Origin of the sequence: Burkholderia sp. Ax-1720, assembly GCF_011753035.1 — a bacterium.
GTDB lineage: Bacteria > Pseudomonadota > Gammaproteobacteria > Burkholderiales > Burkholderiaceae > Burkholderia > Burkholderia gladioli.
Genome location: NZ_VWWK01000155.1, coordinates 1 through 16,586, shown reverse-complemented (window position 1 = coordinate 16,586; position 16,586 = coordinate 1). Strand labels below are relative to the sequence as shown.

The window sequence follows — 16,586 nt, the reverse complement described above, 5'->3', positions numbered from 1 at the left end:
CGCCCCCGTCGCGGTGCCCAACCCGGTGGTCAGCGCGCCGGTGGCCGTGCCGGCCACCGTGGTGAGGCCGCCGGCCAGCGCCGTGGCGCCGCCCGACAGGGCACCGGCCGCCGTGCTCGTCACCGTGCCGAGGCCGGTCGTGACGGCCCCGAGGCCGCCCGTCAGGGCGCCCGCGCCGGTCGATAGCGCGCCGGTCGCCGTGCTCAGCACGCCCGTCAACGCGCCGGCGGGATTCGTCACGACGGTCTGCAGTCCGCTGATCACGCCGGCCAGCGGCGTGTTCTGCGCGAGTCCCTCGACCGTGCTCACCAGGCCGCCGAGCGAGGACTTGAGCGGTCCGATGGCGTTGCCCAGCGACAGGTCGAGGAGGGTGGCGCCATTGGCCGTCAGCTTGAGTTCGGCGCCCACGCTCGGATTGAGCGCGGCATTCACGCCCAGCGAGGTGCCGGCCAGGCTGCCGAGGGCGCCCAGCGAAGCACCGCTCGCATTGAGCGAGCTGTTCAGATTCAGATTGGCCCCCAGCCCGGTGACGATGTTGCCGACATCGGCCATCGCCGGCGCTGCCGCCGCGAGACCGAATGCCGTCGCCGCCGAAAGCGCGATGCTCGACAACTTGAAGTGTTGTTTCATTTGTGACCCCATGTCAGTTGGTCCTGCCGTCGGGTAAAGCGGTCATGCGGCAGACTGCACTGCAGGGTCCGTGCCAACGCACCGGCGCAATCGACAACGGCGCGTTTCGTCGAACAAATCGTCGGGATCGGACTGCCAAGTATCGTCGGAGCAAATTCGCGACGACGAGCAGGCCTTGCGCTACGCATCGGAAAATCGTTCGCGTAACGTAACAAGCGAATGGAACGTTACGCTCGGCGTGCGTAACGATTCGAATCCAGGTCGACAAAATTCCCGTAAAAAATTACAGTACTTTTCCCTGAACTCTCACAAATAATTCATCAAGATCTGCTCATGCGCGAGGCTCGACCCGTTCCGCATCGAGTCCAGACCCACCTTCTGAGCGCCTGCCCAGTGCGATCGCAGTTCATTCATCAATAAAAAATCCGCGACTGAATCGAATTATTTTTTAAATAAATTCCCGAACATCCGTTTCAATCATCGCCACCACCTCAATCACGATAATCGACGCCGGCAGGCTCCGCCAATTCAAATCGGCGAATTGAATTTTCTTAAACTTCTAACGTTATCGTCGGATCAATAAAAGCCGCCCGCCCTTGCGCGAAGCACTCAGGCGGCGGCACGCGAGGCGGCCGCCACGCCGAGCATCGCCTCGACGAAGGCGACGAAGGCCCGCGCGCGCGATGGTGCGAGGCGCCCGGCCGGAAACACGGCCCACAGTTCGACGGGCGGCAGCGTCCAGTCATCGAGCACGCTAAGCAGGCGAGCGTCGCGCAGCGCGTCGGCGAACAGCCATTCCGAGCCGATCGCCAGGCCCAGCCCGGCCAGCGCGGCGGCCCGCACGCCTTCGGCCTCGCGCACGCGCAGCCGGCCCGAGGTCTCCACCATCAACTCGCTGCCGTGACGCCGGAATTTCCAGGCCGCGCCGCCGACGCGCCGGTCCAGCACCACCACCTGGTGCCGGGCCAGATCCTCGGGCGTGCGCGGCAGCCCGGCACGCCGCAGATAGGCCTGCGAACCGACCACCCGCCGCGGGCTCTCGCCGATCTTGCGCGAGGCCGCCATGCCGTCGCCCGCGGCATGGCCGATCCGCAACGCGACGTCGACGCGCTCGACGGCCAGGTCGGTATGACGATCGTCGAGCAGCAGCTCGACCGTGAGATCGGGGTGATCGTCGAGGAACCCCTGGATCGCGGGCAGCACGTGCAGGCGCGCGAAGCTGCCCGCCACCAGCACCCGCAGCGTCCCGGTCAGGCCCCCGCCGACGCCGCGCGCGGCCTGCTCCGCTTCCTGCGCATCGTCGAGCAGGCGGCGCGCGCGCTCGTAATAATGCTGGCCGGCCTCGCTCGGCGCGAGCCCGCGTGGGCCGCGCGAAAGCAGGGCCACGCCGACCTGCCGTTCCAGCCCCGCCACCGCCCGCGAGACCGCGCCCGGGCCAAGCCCGAGCCGGCGCGCGGCCGCCGCGAACGAGCCGGCCTCGACGACGGCGACGAATGTTTCCATGGCGCTCAGACGGTCCATCGAGATGCCCTCCCGCGACGATCGTCAAATCAGCATAGCAGCCGGCCGCGACGATGCACGGCGCGCGCATGCGGGTCCGGCCCCGCCGCCGCGACGGAGATTCCCACGCCGACGCGCCAGTTTTGAGACAATGCCGGGTTCCGACCCGCGCACAACCTTCCGAGCCCCGCCGATGTCGTTTCCCCATATCGATCTGCTGTACACCGTCTCCGGCCTGTTCGTCGGCTTCCTGGTCGGCCTGACGGGGGTCGGCGGCGGCTCGCTGATGACGCCGATCCTGGTGCTGCTGTTCAACGTGCATCCGGCCACCGCGGTCGGCACCGACCTGCTCTACGCGGCCGCCACCAAGGCGACCGGCACCCTGGTGCACGGCGCCAAGGGCACGGTCGACTGGCGCATCACCGGCCGGCTCGCGGCGGGCAGCGTGCCGGCCGCCGCCGTGACGCTGTGGATGCTGCACGCGCACGGCTTCGGCGCGGCCTCCACCAACCGGCTGATCCAGGTGGTGCTGGGCGCCGCGTTGCTGCTGACCTCGGTGGCGCTGGTATTCCGCCCGCAGTTGGCCGCCTTCGCCTCGCGCCACGCATTCGCCCCCAATCCGCTGCGCACCATCACGCTGACGGTGCTGACCGGCGTGGTGCTCGGCGTGCTGGTCTCGCTGACCTCGGTGGGCGCTGGCGCGATCGGCGTGACGGTGCTGCTGCTGCTCTACCCGACCCTGTCGACCACGCGCATCGTCGGTTCCGATATCGCGCACGCGGTGCCGCTCACCCTGGTCGCCGGGATGGGCCACTGGCTGCTCGGCTCGGTCGACTGGTCGATGCTGGTCTCGCTGCTGCTGGGCTCGCTGCCGGGCATCGTGGCCGGCAGCCATCTGTCGGCGCGCGCGCCCGAGCGGCTGCTGCGCAACCTGCTGGCCGCCACGCTGGTGCTGGTCGGGCTGAAGCTCGTGACGTCCTGAGGCAGGCACGACAGGCGGCAAGGCGCGCGAACGTCCGCAGGCAAGAGAAAGGCTGGCGGGAAGAAAGCGAGGGGAAACCAGGCGGGAAGCGTGGGCGGGAACCGTGCCCCGAGGGGATCCACGCGGGAAGAAAACTGCAGGGAAGGCCGGGGCTCGAATGAGAGCCGGCGCCCGCCCAGGCGGGCACGGCGCCGGATGCGCAGGCGGAGCGGCCCGGCCGCCCCGCGCGGGAGGCTTACTGCTGCTGGACGGTCAACTTGTTGTCGACCGAGGTGACGCCCGCCACGCCCTTGGCGGCTTCGCCGGCCTTGTCGATCTGCGACGCGTCGGGCACCGAGCCCTGCAGCGAGATCGCGCCGCCCTTCGAACGGACGGTGATGTTCGACACGTCGATGCCGCCGGCCTTGCTGATGGCCTTGCGCACCGCGTAACCGAGCTTGCGGTTGTCCTTGCGCGCCGCCTTCTTGGCGGCCTTCGCGGCGGCCGGCGTCGAGGCGCCGGCGGCGGCATCGCTCGCCTGCGCATAGACATTGCCGCAAACCAGCGCTGCCACCACCGCGCTACCCAGTGCCTTCCACACGATCGACTTCATGTTTTCTCCTTGTGATTCCGGAAACGGCCGCACCGAAAAGGCGGCCGCACTACCCCCAGTCAACGGCCGGCGACGAATGCCGTCGGCCGACGTTTTCACGGAGCATGCGAGAGGCGCTGCGTTCGCCCGGCGCGCGCGCGGCGGGCCGGACTGCCGGACCGGCTCCGACGCGCGCCCGGTCTGCTTGAGTTTCACGCCGGGTCGCGCCGCGACGGATAGGGTGCGGCTGCGACGCACAATGTAATCCAGCGGCACGCGAAGCGCAAAGGATTTGCGCTCCGGATCAACCCCGCCCCGCCGGGCCATCCGGACCTTCCCGAATCCCGCCACGGGCGTGCCGCAGCGCCGGCGAACTCGGGTACCATCGCAGCCATTCCGGCGCGCCGCGACGCGTCGCGCCATCCCGCCCCCGCATCCAAGCCGATGAACGACCGTTCGCCCCGCTCCCGTCGCCCGCACCGGATCCTGGCCCGCTTCGTCGCGGTGTCGTGGCGCGACCTCGCGATGTCGTTCGGCCCCGCGCTGCTGCTCGGCGCCGCGGCGATCTGGCTCGCGATCCGGCTGATCCAGCCGGCCCCGCCCACCCACCTGACGCTCTCGGCGGGCCCGCCCGGCAGCACCAACTGGTCGGCCGCGCAGAAGTACAAGCACATCCTCGCCAAGAACGGCATCACGCTCGAGGTGCTGCCCTCGGAAGGCTCGGCGCAGAACCTGCAGCGCCTGCTCGATCCGGCCGGGCACGTGGACGTCGCCTTCGTGCAGAGCGGCGTGGAGCAGAAAGGGCAGTCGGACCAGCTGGTGTCGCTGGGCAGCGTCGGCTACGTGCCGATCGCGATCCTCTACCGCGGCCCGGTGATCGAGCGGCTCTCGCAATTCCGCGGCAAGCGCCTCGCGCTCGGCCCCGACGGCAGCGGCTCGCACGAGCTCGGCCTGGCCCTGCTCAAGCTCAACGGCATCGTGCCGGGCGGCGCCACCAGCCTGCTGCCGCTGGCCGGCGAGGATGCCGCCCACGCGCTGCTCGACGGCCGCATCGACGCGGCCTTCCTGTCCGGCGACTCGACCCAGATCCCGGTGATGGCCAAGCTGTTCCGCGCGCCCGGCATCCATTTCTACTCGTTCGCCCAGGCCGAGGCCTATGCGCGCCGGCTCTCCTACCTGACCGACATCACGCTGCCGATGGGCGTCTACGACCCCGGCACCAACCTGCCCTCGACCAACATCCACACGCTCTCGCCGACCGTCGAGCTGATCGCGCGCGACTCGCTGCACCCGGCGCTGTCGGACCTGCTGATCGAGGCCGCGCGCGAGGTGCACGGCCATTCGACGATCCTGCAGCGCGCCGGCGAATTCCCCTCGCCCGTCACGCACAGCAGCATCCCGCTGTCCGACGACGCCGCGCGCTACTACAAGTCGGGCAAGACCTTCCTGTACCGGCAACTGCCGTTCTGGGTGGCGAGCCTGGTCGACCGGCTGCTGGTGATCGTGGTGCCGCTGGTGGTGGTGCTGATCCCGGGCCTGCGCTTCGTGCCGCTGCTGTACGGCTGGCGCGTGCGCTCGCGGATCTACCGCTGGTACGGCGCGCTGATCACGCTGGAGCGCAGCGCGCTGGGCGAGCTGTCGTCGCGCGACCGGCTGGTGCTGCTCGAGAAGCTCGACGACGTGGAGGATTCGGTCAACCGGATGAAGATGCCGCTCGCCTACGCGGGACAGTTCTACGTGCTGCGCGAGCACATCGGCTTCGTGCGCGAGCGCCTGCTCGCGCAGGAGGACACGCGCGGCGCGGCGGGCACCGCCGGGCAACCGGATGCAACGGCGGCCGGGGCCGATTCCGCCGTCGATTCCCAAGCCAACCCCGCGCGCGATGCCGTGCCGGCCTTCCCCGCCGCGCCGGGCCCGGCGCGGGGCGACGCCTGAGCGGCCATCCCGTCGCGATTGCTGCAATCGCGCTCGCCATTGCGTACCATGACGGCTCGTGGGCCCAGCGGCCCCGCGCCTTTGCACAGGAGATTGCTAGATGACCGTGGGCCACGACGCCAGCCAGCCGCGCTGGTATTACGATTTCCTGTCGCCGTTCACGTACCTGCTGCTCGAGCAGCAAGACAAGTGGCCGAGCATGCCGTTCGAGCCGGTGCCGGTCTCGCTGCCGGTGCTGCAGCATCACTGGGGCCAGCGTCCGATGTACGACGTGCCGGCCAAGCGCGTGTTCACCTACCGCCACGCGCTGTTCCGCGCCGACCAGCTCGGCATCCCGTTCCGCATGCCGCCCGCGCATCCCTTCGATTCGACCCAGGCGCTGCGGCTCGCGGTGGCGATCTCGGCCGATCTCGCCACGGTGCGCGAGATGTTCCGCTTCATCTGGCGCGAAGGGCGCGACCCGACCAGCGAGGAGGGTTTCGCCGCGCTCTGCGAACGGGTGGGCGTGACGCCCGACGATCCGCGCCTGGATTCGGCGCAGACCCGCGAACAACTGGAGCGCAATACGCAGGACGCGATCGCGCTCGGCGTGTTCGGCGTGCCGACCTTCTGGATGAACCGCCAGCTGTTCTGGGGCGAGGACGCGCTGCCGATGGTGCTGTATTGCGCGCGCACGCCGAACTGGCTCGAATCGAAGGAAGTGAAGCGCATCAGCACGCTGCCGCCCGGCCGGCGCTGACGCGCGCGCCCAAGCGCGCCGCCCTGATACTGCGCATAGCGCGCGCCTGGCCGCGCGCGCGAGCGGCTCCGGTATCGTAGGCGCGACGCCCCCCGCTCCCCGCCGATGCCTCCCGACGACGATACCGCCGACAGCCGCACCGCCTCGCTCGACATCTGGCTTGTGCGGGTGCTGCGCACCCTGCTGCTGGAGCGCAGCGTCACCCAGGCGGCGCTGCGCCTGAACCAGACCCAGCCGGCGGTCAGCACCGCGCTGCGGCGGCTGCGCGAGATCCTCAACGATCCGATCCTGGTGCGCGGCAAGTCGGGCATGGTGCCGACCGAATACGGCGCCTCGCTGCTCGAGGCATCGCAACGCGCGCTGCGCGAGGTCGACTTCATCGCCACCCCGCATGGCGAGTTCGATCCCGCCAGCTCGCGCCGCCGCTTCCGGATCGCCGCGCCCGACTACCTGAACGATTTCTTCATGCCGACCCTGATCGCGCGCTTTCGCGAGGCGGCGCCGCTCGCGCAACTGGAGATCGATTCGCTGAATCCGGCGCTCGACCACGCGGCCGCGCTCGACTCCGGCGAGCTCGACCTGGTGATCGCGAACTGGCCGCGGCCGGACCCGCGCTTCGTGCGCAGCAGCCTGTTCTCGGACACGGTGGTCTGCCTGATGCGCGACACGCACCCGCTGGCCGACGCGCCGCTCACCCGCGAGGCCTACGCGGCGGCGGCCCACCTGGCGCCCACGCCCTATACCGGCGCGGCGCGCAATGCGATCGAGATCGGGCTGGCGCGCGCCGGGCTCGAGCGCCGCGTCGTCGCGACCCTGCCCTACTTCGGCGTGGTGCCGCAGGTGCTGCTGCAATCGGACCTGATCTTCACCACCACGCGCCGCTTCGCCACCCACTACGCGCAGATGCTGCCGCTGGTGATCGCCGAGCCGCCGATCGCGTTTCCGCGCATCCAGTGCTACCAGCTCGCGCATCCGCAGCCGGACCGGCCCACCGATCTCGCCTGGCTGCGCGCCCTGGTGCAATCGGTCTCCGATTCGCTGACCGCCGCGCGCAAGCCACGCTCACCACGCGCCAAGGCCTGACCAGGCCGCGAGAATCAGGCCGCAAATCAGACTACGAATCAGGCTGCAACCCAGGTTTCCTGCAGATGGACCCAGCGGATCTCGCCGCCGCTCGATCCGTCGTCCGCCTCGCGCGAAAGCACCGCCGTCGAGCGCCGCGAGCGCAGCGGGCCGCTCGCATCGCGCTGGTGCTCGTCATAGCCGATCGCCGCGCCGCCGTCCCAGGCGGCAATCACGCGCATCGCCGAGAAGCTGATCGCGAGCCCCGGCTTGACGCCGGACAGCCGCGCGAACAACGCGCGCGTGGCGGCCCGGTCGAGCTGCGAGCCGTCGGTGCCGATCATCGTGAAGGACGGCGCGAAGCGCGCCATCAGCGCGTCGAGCGCGGCCTCGCCGTGCGAGGTGCCGGCCAGCCAGGCCTCGATCTCGGCGCAGCTCGCCACGATCATGTCGAAGTAGGAAGCGCAATCGCTCATCGGCAGTCCACGGAAAAGACAAGCGGCCGCGCGAGGCGGCCGCCTGGGGTTGAACGGTACGGCAGACGATAGCAGGAATGCGGCGAAGCCCGCGCCCGGCTCAATGCGCGGCGACCGGATCGAGCCCGGTGGCCTCCACGTCGGCGCGCGCGGCCGGCGAGGCGAGGAACTCGAGCAGCTTGCGCGCCTCGGCGGGATGCGGCGCGCCGACCGGAATGCCGGCCGCGTAGCGGGTCACCGACTGCAGCGATTCGGGGATCCGCCCGGCGAAGCTCACGCCCGGCACCGGCAGCAGCTCGGCGACCTGCTGGAAGCCCAGCGCGTAGGTGCCGTCGGCCACCTTGGAGGCGACCGGCACGCGCGGCACCTTGGTCGCCCGGGGCTTCAACTGCGCGGCGATGCCGAGCTTGTCGAACAGCTCGTGTTCGATATAGACGCCGCTCGCGCTGTCCGAGTAGGCCACCGAGGGCGCGGCCAGCAGCGCGGCCTTGAGCGCCTCGGGCGTGCCGACATCGGGCACCGGCGCGCCGGCCTTCACCACCGCGCCGATCCGCGAATCGGCCAGCTCCACGCGCGAGTCGGCGCGCACCTTGCCGGCCGCGATCAGCTTGTCGAGCGCGTAGCCGACCATGATCACCACGTCGGCCGGCTCGCCGCGCGCGAGGCGGTTCGGGATCGCCTGTGGGGTCTCGCCCATCGAGGGGCCGTAGATGATGTCGAGCGTGTCGCCGCTGGCGGCCGTGAATTTCGGCGCGAGGCGCTGGTAGGCAGCGGTGAAGCCGCCGGAATTCATCACGTGCAGCTCGGCGGCGCCGGCGGGGGAGATCGCGCCGCCGAACGCGGCGGCCAGGCCCAGGGTGAAGGTGGTGAAGACGGCGAGCGCGGCGCGGCCGCGCGGGGATTCGGGATGTCTCGGCATTGTTGTCGGAAGCGGCCGTGGCGGCCGTGTCAGGGAAACGGTGCCGGCTATCTTCGCGAAAACGCGCGGGTTTGAAAAGGGGCGGCCGCGCCGGAATGACAAGCGCCGGCCGAAACACGCCGCGCCGCCCTGCCGGCCGCCCTCGCCGGCCTAGATATCGCCGAGCAGCAAGACCCCCGACAAGGCGGCCGGATCGGTCGCCGCCGTCTTGCGCCAGGCGCGCGCGGCGCCGTTGCGGGCCTGCAGCAGCTCGGCGCAGACCGCCACCGCGATCGCCGGCGGCGCCTTGTCGACGATCCCGCTCACGCCGATCGGGCAGACCATGTCGGCCACGTGCTCGGGCGCGACGCCGCGATCGATCAGCCGCCGCTCGAACTTCACGCGCTTGGTGCGCGAGCCGATCATGCCGAAGTAGGCGAAGTCGTCGCGGCGCAGGATCCGCTCGGCCAGCGCGAAATCGAGCGCGTGGTTGTGCGTCATGACCAGGAAGTAGCTGCCCGGCGGCGCCGCGTCGACCACCGCGTCGGGCGTGTCGGTCGGCTCGGGCTGCACGTTGGGCGGCACCTCGTCGGGAAAGCATTCGTCGCGCGTGTCGACCCATTGCACCAGGCAGGGCAGGTGCGCGAGCAGCGCGACCAGCGCATGGCCGACATGGCCGGCGCCGAACAGCACCACGTGCATCGGCGCCGGGCGTGCAACCGCGCCGCGCTGCCGGCCGGCCAGCGGCGCCGGCGTCGCGAGGCGAGCGGACGGGTTCATGTGCGCGCCCCCTCGGCCTCGATGCGCGCGGCACGCACCGCCTGCACCGCCTTGAGGATCGCCTCGCCGGTGGCCGGCGCGTTCAGCGGCGGCTGCACGCGATAGTCGCCGACCGCGGCCACCGCGTCGCGCACCGCGAAGAACACCGAGAACGGCAGCAGCAGCGGCGGCTCGCCGACCGCCTTGGAGCGGTGGATGCTGTCCTCGACGTTGCGGTTGCGGAACAGCTCGACCTTGAACTCGGGCGGCGTGTCGTTGACGGTCGGGATCTTGTAGGTCGAAGGGGCATGCGTCATCAGCTTGCCGCCCGCGTTCCACCACAGCTCCTCGGTGGTCAGCCAGCCCATGCCCTGGATGAAGGCGCCCTCCACCTGCCCCTTGTCGAGCGCCGGGTTCAGCGAGGCGCCCACGTCGTGCAGCGCATCGACGCGCAGCACCCGCATCTCGCCGGTCAGCGTGTCGATCACCACCTCGCTGACGGCCGCGCCGTAGGCGTAGTAGAAGAACGGCCGCCCCTGCAGCTTCGCCTGGTCCCAGTACAGCTTGGGCGTGGCGTAGAAACCGTCGGACCACAGCTGCACGCGCGCCAGGTAGGCCTTGGCCACCACCTCGCCGAACGGCAGCGCGGTGTCGCCGAGCCAGACCGTGTCGTTGACGAAGCGCACCTCCGAGGCGGCCAGCCGGCCCTCGCCGAGCTTCTCGGCGGCGAAGCTCGCCAGCCGTTCGCGCAACTGGCGCGCGGCATCCTGGGCGGCCTTGCCGTTCAGGTCCGAGCCGGTCGAGGCGGCGGTGGCCGAGGTATTGGCGACCTTGCTGGTATCGGTGGCTGTCACCCGCACCCGGCCGAACGCGACGCCGAGCTCGTGCGCCACCACCTGCGCGACCTTGGTGTTGAGCCCCTGGCCCATCTCGGTGCCGCCGTGGTTCACCAGGATCGAGCCGTCGGTATAGATATGCACCAGCGCGCCGGCCTGGTTGAAGTGGGCGACGTTGAAGGCGATCCCGAACTTGACCGGCGTGATCGCGATGCCCTTCTTCAGCACCGCGTTGGCCGCGTTGAACTCGCGCACCGCGGCGCGGCGCGCGCGATAGCCGCTGGTCGCCTCGAGCTCGCCGAGCAGCTCGTGCAGCACGTTGTCCTCGATGGTCTGCCCGTAGGGCGTGACGTTGTCGGCGTCCTTGCCGTAGAGGTTCCGGTAGCGCACGTCGAGCGGATCGAGATCCAGCGAGCGCGCCACGTTGTCGATGATGTACTCGATCGCGAACGCGCCCTGCGGGCCGCCGAAGCCGCGGAACGCGGTGTTCGACTGCGTGTTGGTCTTGCCGCAATGGCCGGCGATCGTCACGTCGGGCAGCCAGTAGGCATTGTCGAAATGGCAGACCGCGCGCGTCATCACCGGGCCCGACAGGTCGGCCGAGAAGCCGCATCGCGAGGTCATGTCGACCGACACGCCGTCGATGCGCCCGCTCGCGTCGTAGCCGACCTCGTAGCGGTAGTGGAAGTCGTGCCGCTTGCCGGTGATCATCATGTCATCGTCGCGGTCGGGACGCAGCTTGACCGGGCACAGCAGCTTCCAGGCCGCCACCGCGGCGCAGCAGGCGAAGATGCCGGACTGCGATTCCTTGCCGCCGAAGCCGCCGCCCATGCGCCGGCATTCCACCAGCACGTTGTGCGAGGCCACGCCGAGCACGTGCGCCACCAGGTGCTGCATCTCGCTGGGGTGCTGGGTCGAGCAGTGCACGTGCATGCCGTCGTCGTCCTTGGGCACCGCGTAGGCGATCTGGCCTTCCAGGTAGAACTGTTCCTGGCCGCCCAGCGTCATCTCGCCGGCGTCGTGGAAGGCGGCCGCGGCGGCCCTCGCGGCGGCGTCGCCGCGCGCCAGGCGCATCGGCGGCAGCACGTAGGACTGCGCGGCGCGCGCCTCCTGCGCGGTGAGGATCGCCGGCAACGCCTCGTATTCGATCTTGCCGCGCCGCGCGGCGAGCCGCGCCACCTCGTGCGAGGTGGCGACCACGATGAAGATCGGCTGGCCGACGAACTGCACCAGGCCGTCGGCCAGCACCGGGTCGTCGTGCAGGATCGGGCCGCAGTCGTTGACGCCGGGGATGTCGTCGGCGGTGAACACCGCCACCACGCCCGGGGTGGCGCGCACCGCCTCCAGGTCGGTCGAGACGATGCGCGCGTGGGCCTGGCTGCTGAGCCCGAGCGCGGCATGCAGGGTGCCGGCGGCGACCGGGATGTCGTCGGTATAGGTGGCGCGTCCGCTCACGTGCAGGTGCGCGGATTCGTGCGGACGCGAGACATGGACCTGGCGGAAATCGAGATCCTGCAGGAACGGTTCGGCTTGCTGATTCATGATGAAGTCTCCCTATCCCGGGCTCAGGCGCCGGCCGGCGCGGCGGCCACGCAACGCACGTTCAGCGCCTCGGGCGCGAGCGGCGCGTCCGGGCGCGTCTCCAGCCAGAAGCGGTAGAGCAGGTTGCGGGCGGCCTCGAGCCGGTAGGTGTTGGTGGCGCGCATGTCGGACAGCGGCGCGTAATCGCGTTCGAAGGCCTGCATCGCGGCCTGGGCGCTGGCCTCGTGCCAGAGCGCGCCGTCCAGCACCGCCTCCACGTGGCCGGCGCGCCTGGGCGTGGCGGCCATGCCGCCGAAGGCGATGCGCGGCTCGCGAATGGTCTCGCCGTCGGCGATGAAGGCGAAGGCCGCGCAGACCGCCGAGATGTCCGAGTCGAAGCGCTTCGAGAGCTTGTAGGTGCGGAACCGCAGCCGCTCGCGCTCGCCGGTGCGCAGCGGCACGCGCAGCGCGGCGACGAACTCGTCGGCGGCCATGTCCTTCTTCTGGTAGGCGAGGTAGAAGTCCTCCAGCGCCAGCTCGCGCGAGGCCTCGGGCCCGCGCAGCACCACCCGCGCGCCGAGCGCGATCAGGCCCGGCATCGAGTCGCCGATCGGCGAGCCGTTGGCGACGTTGCCGCCCAGCGTGCCGGCATTGCGGATCGGCAGCGAGGCGAAGCGCTTCCACATCTCGGTCAGTTCGGGATAGTGCCCGGCGAGCGCGGCATAGGCCTGCTCGACGCTCACCCCGGCGCCGATCTCCAGCCAGCCGTCGCGTGCCTCCAGCCGGCGCAGCTCGGCCACCTGCCCGAGGTAGATCAGGTCGCCGATGTCGCGCAACTGCTTGGTGACCCACAGGCCGATGTCGGTGCTGCCGGCCAGCAGGCGCGCCTCGGGCCTGGCGGCGCGCAGCGCGGCCAGCGCGTCGAGCTCGCGCGGCGCGTCGAAGCTGCGGCCGGCGTGCTCGTAGTGGAAGGTGTCCTCGCGGCGCAGCGTGGCCAGGGTACGCGCCAGCGCGGCCTCGTCGACAGGCGCGGCGGGCGCGGCGGGCGATGCCATCTCGAACATGCGCTCGGCGGCATCGACGATCGGCCGATAGCCGGTGCAGCGGCACAGGTTGCCGGTCAGCGCGTCGGCGATCTCGGTGCGCGTGGGCGCCGCGCAGGCGCCACCGGCGGCCCCGCAGGCGCGCGCCGCGCCGCCGTGCTTCTCGTAGAGCGCCCACATCGACATCACGAAGCCGGGCGTGCAGAAACCGCATTGCGAGCCGTGGCAGTCGACCATCGCCTGCTGCACCGGGTGCAGCGAGCCGTCGGGCTGGCGCAGGTCCTCGACGGTGTAGAGCGCGCGGCCGTCGAGGGTGGGCAGGAACTGGATGCAGGCGTTGACGGCCTTGAATTCGACGCCGCCGGCGGCGTTCAGCTCGCCGACCACCACGGTGCAGGCGCCGCAGTCGCCTTCGGCGCAGCCCTCCTTGGTGCCGGTGCAATGCGCATCCTCGCGCAGGTACTGCAGGACGGTGCGGGTCACGTCGGCGCCGCTGACTTCGCGGATCGCCTGGCGATGATAGAAACGGATCGGCTGGCTCATCGGGTGTCGCTGGGTTGGAATCGCGGGGAATCTCGGGCGGCCCGGGCCGGGCCGCAAGGCGATGGCGCCATTGCCGAGTCTATGCCCCGCAAGCTATCACCGCCGAAATTCGCAACCCATAGCGCGACACGCATGCGGCTCATACTGTCGCGCCAATATCGGGACGCAGCGATCGCGCCACAGCCGGGACGGACTTAACTAAGCGGTCCATGCGCCGGGATCGGTTCCATGCAACAATTCGGGTTTCTACGGACACGCTGTTCTGTCCCTCCCCGCTGGATTCCACCCACATGTCATCCGATTCTGCTTCGACCCCGCGCAGCGGCGCCTCGACGATGCTGCAGATCCTGTCCGTCGTCTCCTTCACCTTCGTCTGCTACCTGACGATCGGCCTGCCGCTGGCGGTACTGCCGGGCTTCGTGCACGAGGAGCTGGGCTTGTCGGCGGTGATCGCGGGCGCGGCGATCAGCGTGCAGTACCTGGCGACGCTGGCCTCGCGGCCGCTGGCGGGACGCTGCGCCGACACGCTGGGCCCGAAGCGCACGGTGCTGCGCGGCCTGCTCGGCTGCGGCGCGAGCGGCGCGCTGCTGCTGGTGGCGCTGCTGTTCGCGCACTGGCCGGCGGTGAGCCTGGTGCTGCTGGTGGCCAGCCGCCTGGTGCTCGGCGTCGGCGAGAGCCTGGTGGGCACCGGCGCGATCCTGTGGGGCATCGGCCGCGTGGGCGTCAGCAACAACGCGCGCGTGATCTCCTGGAACGGCATCGCCACCTACGGCGCGCTGGCGATCGGCGCGCCGCTGGGCGTGGCGATCGCGCATACGCTCAACGCGGCCTTGCTCGGCGTGCTGATGCTGGCGCTGGCCGCGCTCGGCTACTGGTTCGCGCAGCGCCTGGCGCCGGTGCCGGTGGTGCACGGCGAGCGCATGTCCTATGCCAGCGTGTTCACGCGCGTGCTGCCGCACGGCATCGGCCTGGCGCTCGGCTCGGCCGGCTTCGGCTCGATCTCGACCTTCATCGCGCTCTACTACGCGGCGCGCCACTGGCCCAACGCGGCGCTGTCGCTGACCGTGTTCGGCCTGCTGTTCATCGGCTCGCGCCTGCTGTTCGCCAACACCATCAAGAATTACGGCGGCTTCCGGGTGGCGATCGTCTCCTTCGTGGTCGAGTGCCTGGGCCTGCTGCTGCTCTGGCTGGCCCCGGTGCCGCACGTCGCGCTGGCCGGCGCCGCGCTGACCGGCTTCGGTTTCGCGCTGATCTTCCCGGCGCTCGGCGTCGAGGCCGTGGCCCTGGTGCCGCCGGCCAGCCGCGGCGCGGCGCTGTCGGCCTATTCGGTGTTCCTCGACCTCTCGCTGGGCGTGACGGGGCCGCTGGCGGGCTACGTGGCCGGCGAATTCGGCTATCCGCAGGTGTTCCTGTTCGCGGCGGTGGCCTCGGCGGCCGGCGTGGCGCTGTCGATCCTGCTCTACCAGCGGCAGGCGCGTCCCGGCGCACGAACCGGCGCCACCGCCTGACGCGGCGGGCGGGCATGAAAAACGGCGGCGGCCCCGAGGGCTCGCCGCCGTTTTTTCATCGGTGCGCGGGACGGCAGGCGCCGCTCCCTTTACCGCAGGCGCCAGCGCCGGTCATGGCCTACAGGCGGTTCGACAGCGCCTGCTCCAGCGCGGCGACGCCGCCCGACAGGTCCACCGGCACCTTCAGGTCGACCATGGTGCGCCCGAAGGCATGCAGCGTGCGGAACAGGTTGTGTTCGCGGCACTGCTCGCCCATCTGGCCGATCCGCACGATCGGCGGCCCGAACGAGCCGGAGATCTCGACCTGGTACTGCTTGGAGATATGGCCGCAGATCAGGCTCGGCGTGAGCCCTTCCGGGGCGCGGATGCCGACCACCGAATTGAGCCGGCAGGCTTCGGGCGCGTAGAGTTCCAGCCCGAGCGCGGTGACGCCCGCCTGCAGCGCCAGCGAGCAGCGCTGGTGGCGCGCGTAGCGGCTTTCCAGGGTTTCCTGGCAGACCAGGCGCAGCGCCTCGTGCAGCGCCAGCACGCCCGAGACCGGCGCGGTGTAGTGATAACCGGCCTTGTGCCAGAAGTTCTCGGCCAGCGACATGTCGAGGCACCAGTGCGCGTTCAGCTCGGGGCGCTGCTTGGTGCGCTCCCAGGCGTCCTCGGAGAAGGCCACCAGCGACACGCCGGGAATCGAGGACAGCCCCTTCTGGCCGCCCGTGATCACCGCGTCGATGCCCCAGGCATCCATCTCGAGCGGCATGGTCGACAGCGTGCAGACCGCGTCCACCACCACCAGCGCGCCGGCCGCCTTGGCCAGCGCCGCGATCTCCTTCAACTGGCTGTTCCAGACCGTGTTCGAGGTCTCGCCGTGGACGATGGTGACGATCTCGGGCCGCTCGCGCGCGATCGCCGCGGCCACCGCCTCGAGGCTCGCGGCCTCGCGATCGGGCACGTCGAGGTAGCTGACCTCGGCGCCGATGCGGGTGGCCATCTCGGCCATCCGCGCGCTGAAGAAGCCGTTGCGGATCGACAGCACGCGCGTGCCGCGCCAGGCCAGGTTCGAGATCGCCATCTCCATCGCGGCGGAGCCGGGGCCTGCCACGCCGAGCACCCACTTGGAGCGCGTCTGGAACACGTAGCGCGCCATCTCCTTGACCTGTTCGATGATCTTCGACATGGTCGCGCCGAGGTGGTTGATCACGATCGCGTTCGCCTTGGCGACCGCGGCCGGGATCGGCACGGGGCCGGCCCCCATCATCAGGAGCGGTTCCTCGGGCAGGATCGCGTCGAGCGGGACCACCACGGGGCAGGGAATCGGCGAGTAATCGTTATGGGACATGGGCGTTGAGCGGCAGGAACGAGGGAAACATGGCGCGGGCGCGCCGGAACCTTCGATCATTCCGCGAACCGGGCCCGCGTGCAAGCCCCGTGCCGGTGCGCGCCGTTGCCGGGCGCGCGGCGAGCGAGGCGCCGGCCGGCTTCATGCAATCGATGCAGGTACATCATGCGCACCGCGAATGCCTGCGTATGCATGGCGCGAATCCACGCGGCGCCGCGCGCGGGGCGCGCCGAACCGGGCCGATCGGCCGGCA

The 16,586-nt window shown here is 70.7% G+C and carries 14 protein-coding genes and 1 pseudogene; 6 read left to right on the top strand and 9 right to left on the bottom strand.

Annotated features, from left to right (window positions below):
* Positions 1–630, bottom strand: a pseudogene (locus F3J18_RS28990) (hypothetical protein); the annotation flags it as partial.
* 609 nt (positions 631–1,239) lie between these two features.
* On the bottom strand, positions 1,240–2,151 hold the full coding sequence (locus tag F3J18_RS28985; RefSeq protein ID WP_166915582.1) for a LysR family transcriptional regulator: 912 nt from the start codon (positions 2,149–2,151) through the stop codon (positions 1,240–1,242).
* Between the two features lie 172 nt (positions 2,152–2,323).
* Here F3J18_RS28985 and F3J18_RS28980 point away from each other — a divergent pair, with 172 nt between their 5' ends.
* The gene (locus tag F3J18_RS28980) at positions 2,324–3,112 is read left to right on the top strand and encodes a sulfite exporter TauE/SafE family protein (protein ID WP_166915580.1); all 789 of its coding nucleotides are present in this window, start codon (positions 2,324–2,326) and stop codon (positions 3,110–3,112) included.
* Between the two features lie 235 nt (positions 3,113–3,347).
* Here the strand turns inward: F3J18_RS28980 and F3J18_RS28975 are convergent, their stop codons facing one another.
* Entirely contained in the window at positions 3,348–3,704 is a 357-nt protein-coding gene (locus F3J18_RS28975; RefSeq protein ID WP_025101933.1) for a BON domain-containing protein, read from the bottom strand.
* A 423-nt stretch (positions 3,705–4,127) separates the two neighbouring features.
* Between F3J18_RS28975 and F3J18_RS28970 the strand changes: the two genes are divergently transcribed.
* The 3 genes from F3J18_RS28970 (at position 4,128) to F3J18_RS28960 (ending at position 7,440) form a co-directional block, all read left to right on the top strand.
* Entirely contained in the window at positions 4,128–5,618 is a 1,491-nt protein-coding gene (locus F3J18_RS28970) for a TAXI family TRAP transporter solute-binding subunit (RefSeq protein ID WP_166915578.1), read from the top strand.
* Positions 5,619–5,718: 100 nt separating this feature from the next.
* Positions 5,719–6,357, top strand: coding sequence for a 2-hydroxychromene-2-carboxylate isomerase (locus F3J18_RS28965; RefSeq protein ID WP_047835899.1), 639 nt, complete (start codon positions 5,719–5,721; stop codon positions 6,355–6,357).
* 105 nt (positions 6,358–6,462) lie between these two features.
* A complete protein-coding gene (locus tag F3J18_RS28960; RefSeq protein WP_166915577.1) occupies positions 6,463–7,440 on the top strand; it encodes a LysR family transcriptional regulator in 978 nt (325 codons plus the stop codon).
* A gap of 38 nt (positions 7,441–7,478) precedes the next feature.
* Here F3J18_RS28960 and F3J18_RS28955 read toward each other — a convergent pair whose 3' ends face one another.
* The 5 genes from F3J18_RS28955 to xdhA form a co-directional block, all read right to left on the bottom strand.
* Positions 7,479–7,895, bottom strand: coding sequence for a polyketide cyclase (locus F3J18_RS28955; RefSeq protein WP_166915575.1), 417 nt, complete (start codon positions 7,893–7,895; stop codon positions 7,479–7,481).
* Positions 7,896–7,995: 100 nt separating this feature from the next.
* On the bottom strand, positions 7,996–8,814 hold the full coding sequence (locus F3J18_RS28950; RefSeq protein ID WP_240154758.1) for a substrate-binding domain-containing protein: 819 nt from the start codon (positions 8,812–8,814) through the stop codon (positions 7,996–7,998).
* A gap of 150 nt (positions 8,815–8,964) precedes the next feature.
* On the bottom strand, positions 8,965–9,495 hold the full coding sequence (gene xdhC / locus F3J18_RS28945) for a xanthine dehydrogenase accessory protein XdhC (RefSeq protein ID WP_205195983.1): 531 nt from the start codon (positions 9,493–9,495) through the stop codon (positions 8,965–8,967).
* Between the two features lie 74 nt (positions 9,496–9,569).
* Positions 9,570–11,930, bottom strand: a complete 2,361-nt coding sequence (gene xdhB, locus F3J18_RS28940) for a xanthine dehydrogenase molybdopterin binding subunit (RefSeq protein WP_025101926.1) — start codon at positions 11,928–11,930, stop codon at positions 9,570–9,572.
* Between the two features lie 23 nt (positions 11,931–11,953).
* Complete coding sequence (gene xdhA / locus F3J18_RS28935; protein WP_166915573.1) at positions 11,954–13,495, bottom strand: xanthine dehydrogenase small subunit; 1,542 nt, start codon at positions 13,493–13,495, stop codon at positions 11,954–11,956.
* Between the two features lie 290 nt (positions 13,496–13,785).
* Here xdhA and F3J18_RS28930 point away from each other — a divergent pair, with 290 nt between their 5' ends.
* Entirely contained in the window at positions 13,786–15,003 is a 1,218-nt protein-coding gene (locus F3J18_RS28930; protein ID WP_025101924.1) for an MFS transporter, read from the top strand.
* Between the two features lie 118 nt (positions 15,004–15,121).
* Here F3J18_RS28930 and F3J18_RS28925 read toward each other — a convergent pair whose 3' ends face one another.
* The gene (locus tag F3J18_RS28925; protein ID WP_025101923.1) at positions 15,122–16,333 is read right to left on the bottom strand and encodes an alanine--glyoxylate aminotransferase family protein; all 1,212 of its coding nucleotides are present in this window, start codon (positions 16,331–16,333) and stop codon (positions 15,122–15,124) included.
* A gap of 5 nt (positions 16,334–16,338) precedes the next feature.
* Here F3J18_RS28925 and F3J18_RS37915 point away from each other — a divergent pair.
* A partial coding sequence (locus tag F3J18_RS37915) for a hypothetical protein (protein ID WP_205195610.1) occupies positions 16,339–16,586 on the top strand: 248 nt, incomplete at its 3' end.

Excerpts from the sequence above, each read along its gene's own strand:
- F3J18_RS28925 (WP_025101923.1), bottom strand. The coding sequence starts at position 16,333 with ATGTCCCATAACGATTACTCGCCGATTCCCTGCCCCGTGGTGGTCCCG.
- F3J18_RS28950 (WP_240154758.1), bottom strand. The coding sequence starts at position 8,814 with ATGCCGAGACATCCCGAATCCCCGCGCGGCCGCGCCGCGCTCGCCGTC.
- F3J18_RS28985 (WP_166915582.1), bottom strand. The coding sequence starts at position 2,151 with ATGGACCGTCTGAGCGCCATGGAAACATTCGTCGCCGTCGTCGAGGCC.
- F3J18_RS28930 (WP_025101924.1), top strand. The coding sequence starts at position 13,786 with ATGTCATCCGATTCTGCTTCGACCCCGCGCAGCGGCGCCTCGACGATG.
- xdhB (WP_025101926.1), bottom strand. The coding sequence starts at position 11,930 with ATGAATCAGCAAGCCGAACCGTTCCTGCAGGATCTCGATTTCCGCCAG.
- F3J18_RS28960 (WP_166915577.1), top strand. The coding sequence starts at position 6,463 with ATGCCTCCCGACGACGATACCGCCGACAGCCGCACCGCCTCGCTCGAC.
- F3J18_RS28955 (WP_166915575.1), bottom strand. The coding sequence starts at position 7,895 with ATGAGCGATTGCGCTTCCTACTTCGACATGATCGTGGCGAGCTGCGCC.
- F3J18_RS28965 (WP_047835899.1), top strand. The coding sequence starts at position 5,719 with ATGACCGTGGGCCACGACGCCAGCCAGCCGCGCTGGTATTACGATTTC.
- xdhC (WP_205195983.1), bottom strand. The coding sequence starts at position 9,495 with ATGCACGTGGTGCTGTTCGGCGCCGGCCATGTCGGCCATGCGCTGGTC.
- F3J18_RS28980 (WP_166915580.1), top strand. The coding sequence starts at position 2,324 with ATGTCGTTTCCCCATATCGATCTGCTGTACACCGTCTCCGGCCTGTTC.
- F3J18_RS28975 (WP_025101933.1), bottom strand. The coding sequence starts at position 3,704 with ATGAAGTCGATCGTGTGGAAGGCACTGGGTAGCGCGGTGGTGGCAGCG.
- xdhA (WP_166915573.1), bottom strand. The coding sequence starts at position 13,495 with ATGAGCCAGCCGATCCGTTTCTATCATCGCCAGGCGATCCGCGAAGTC.
- F3J18_RS28970 (WP_166915578.1), top strand. The coding sequence starts at position 4,128 with ATGAACGACCGTTCGCCCCGCTCCCGTCGCCCGCACCGGATCCTGGCC.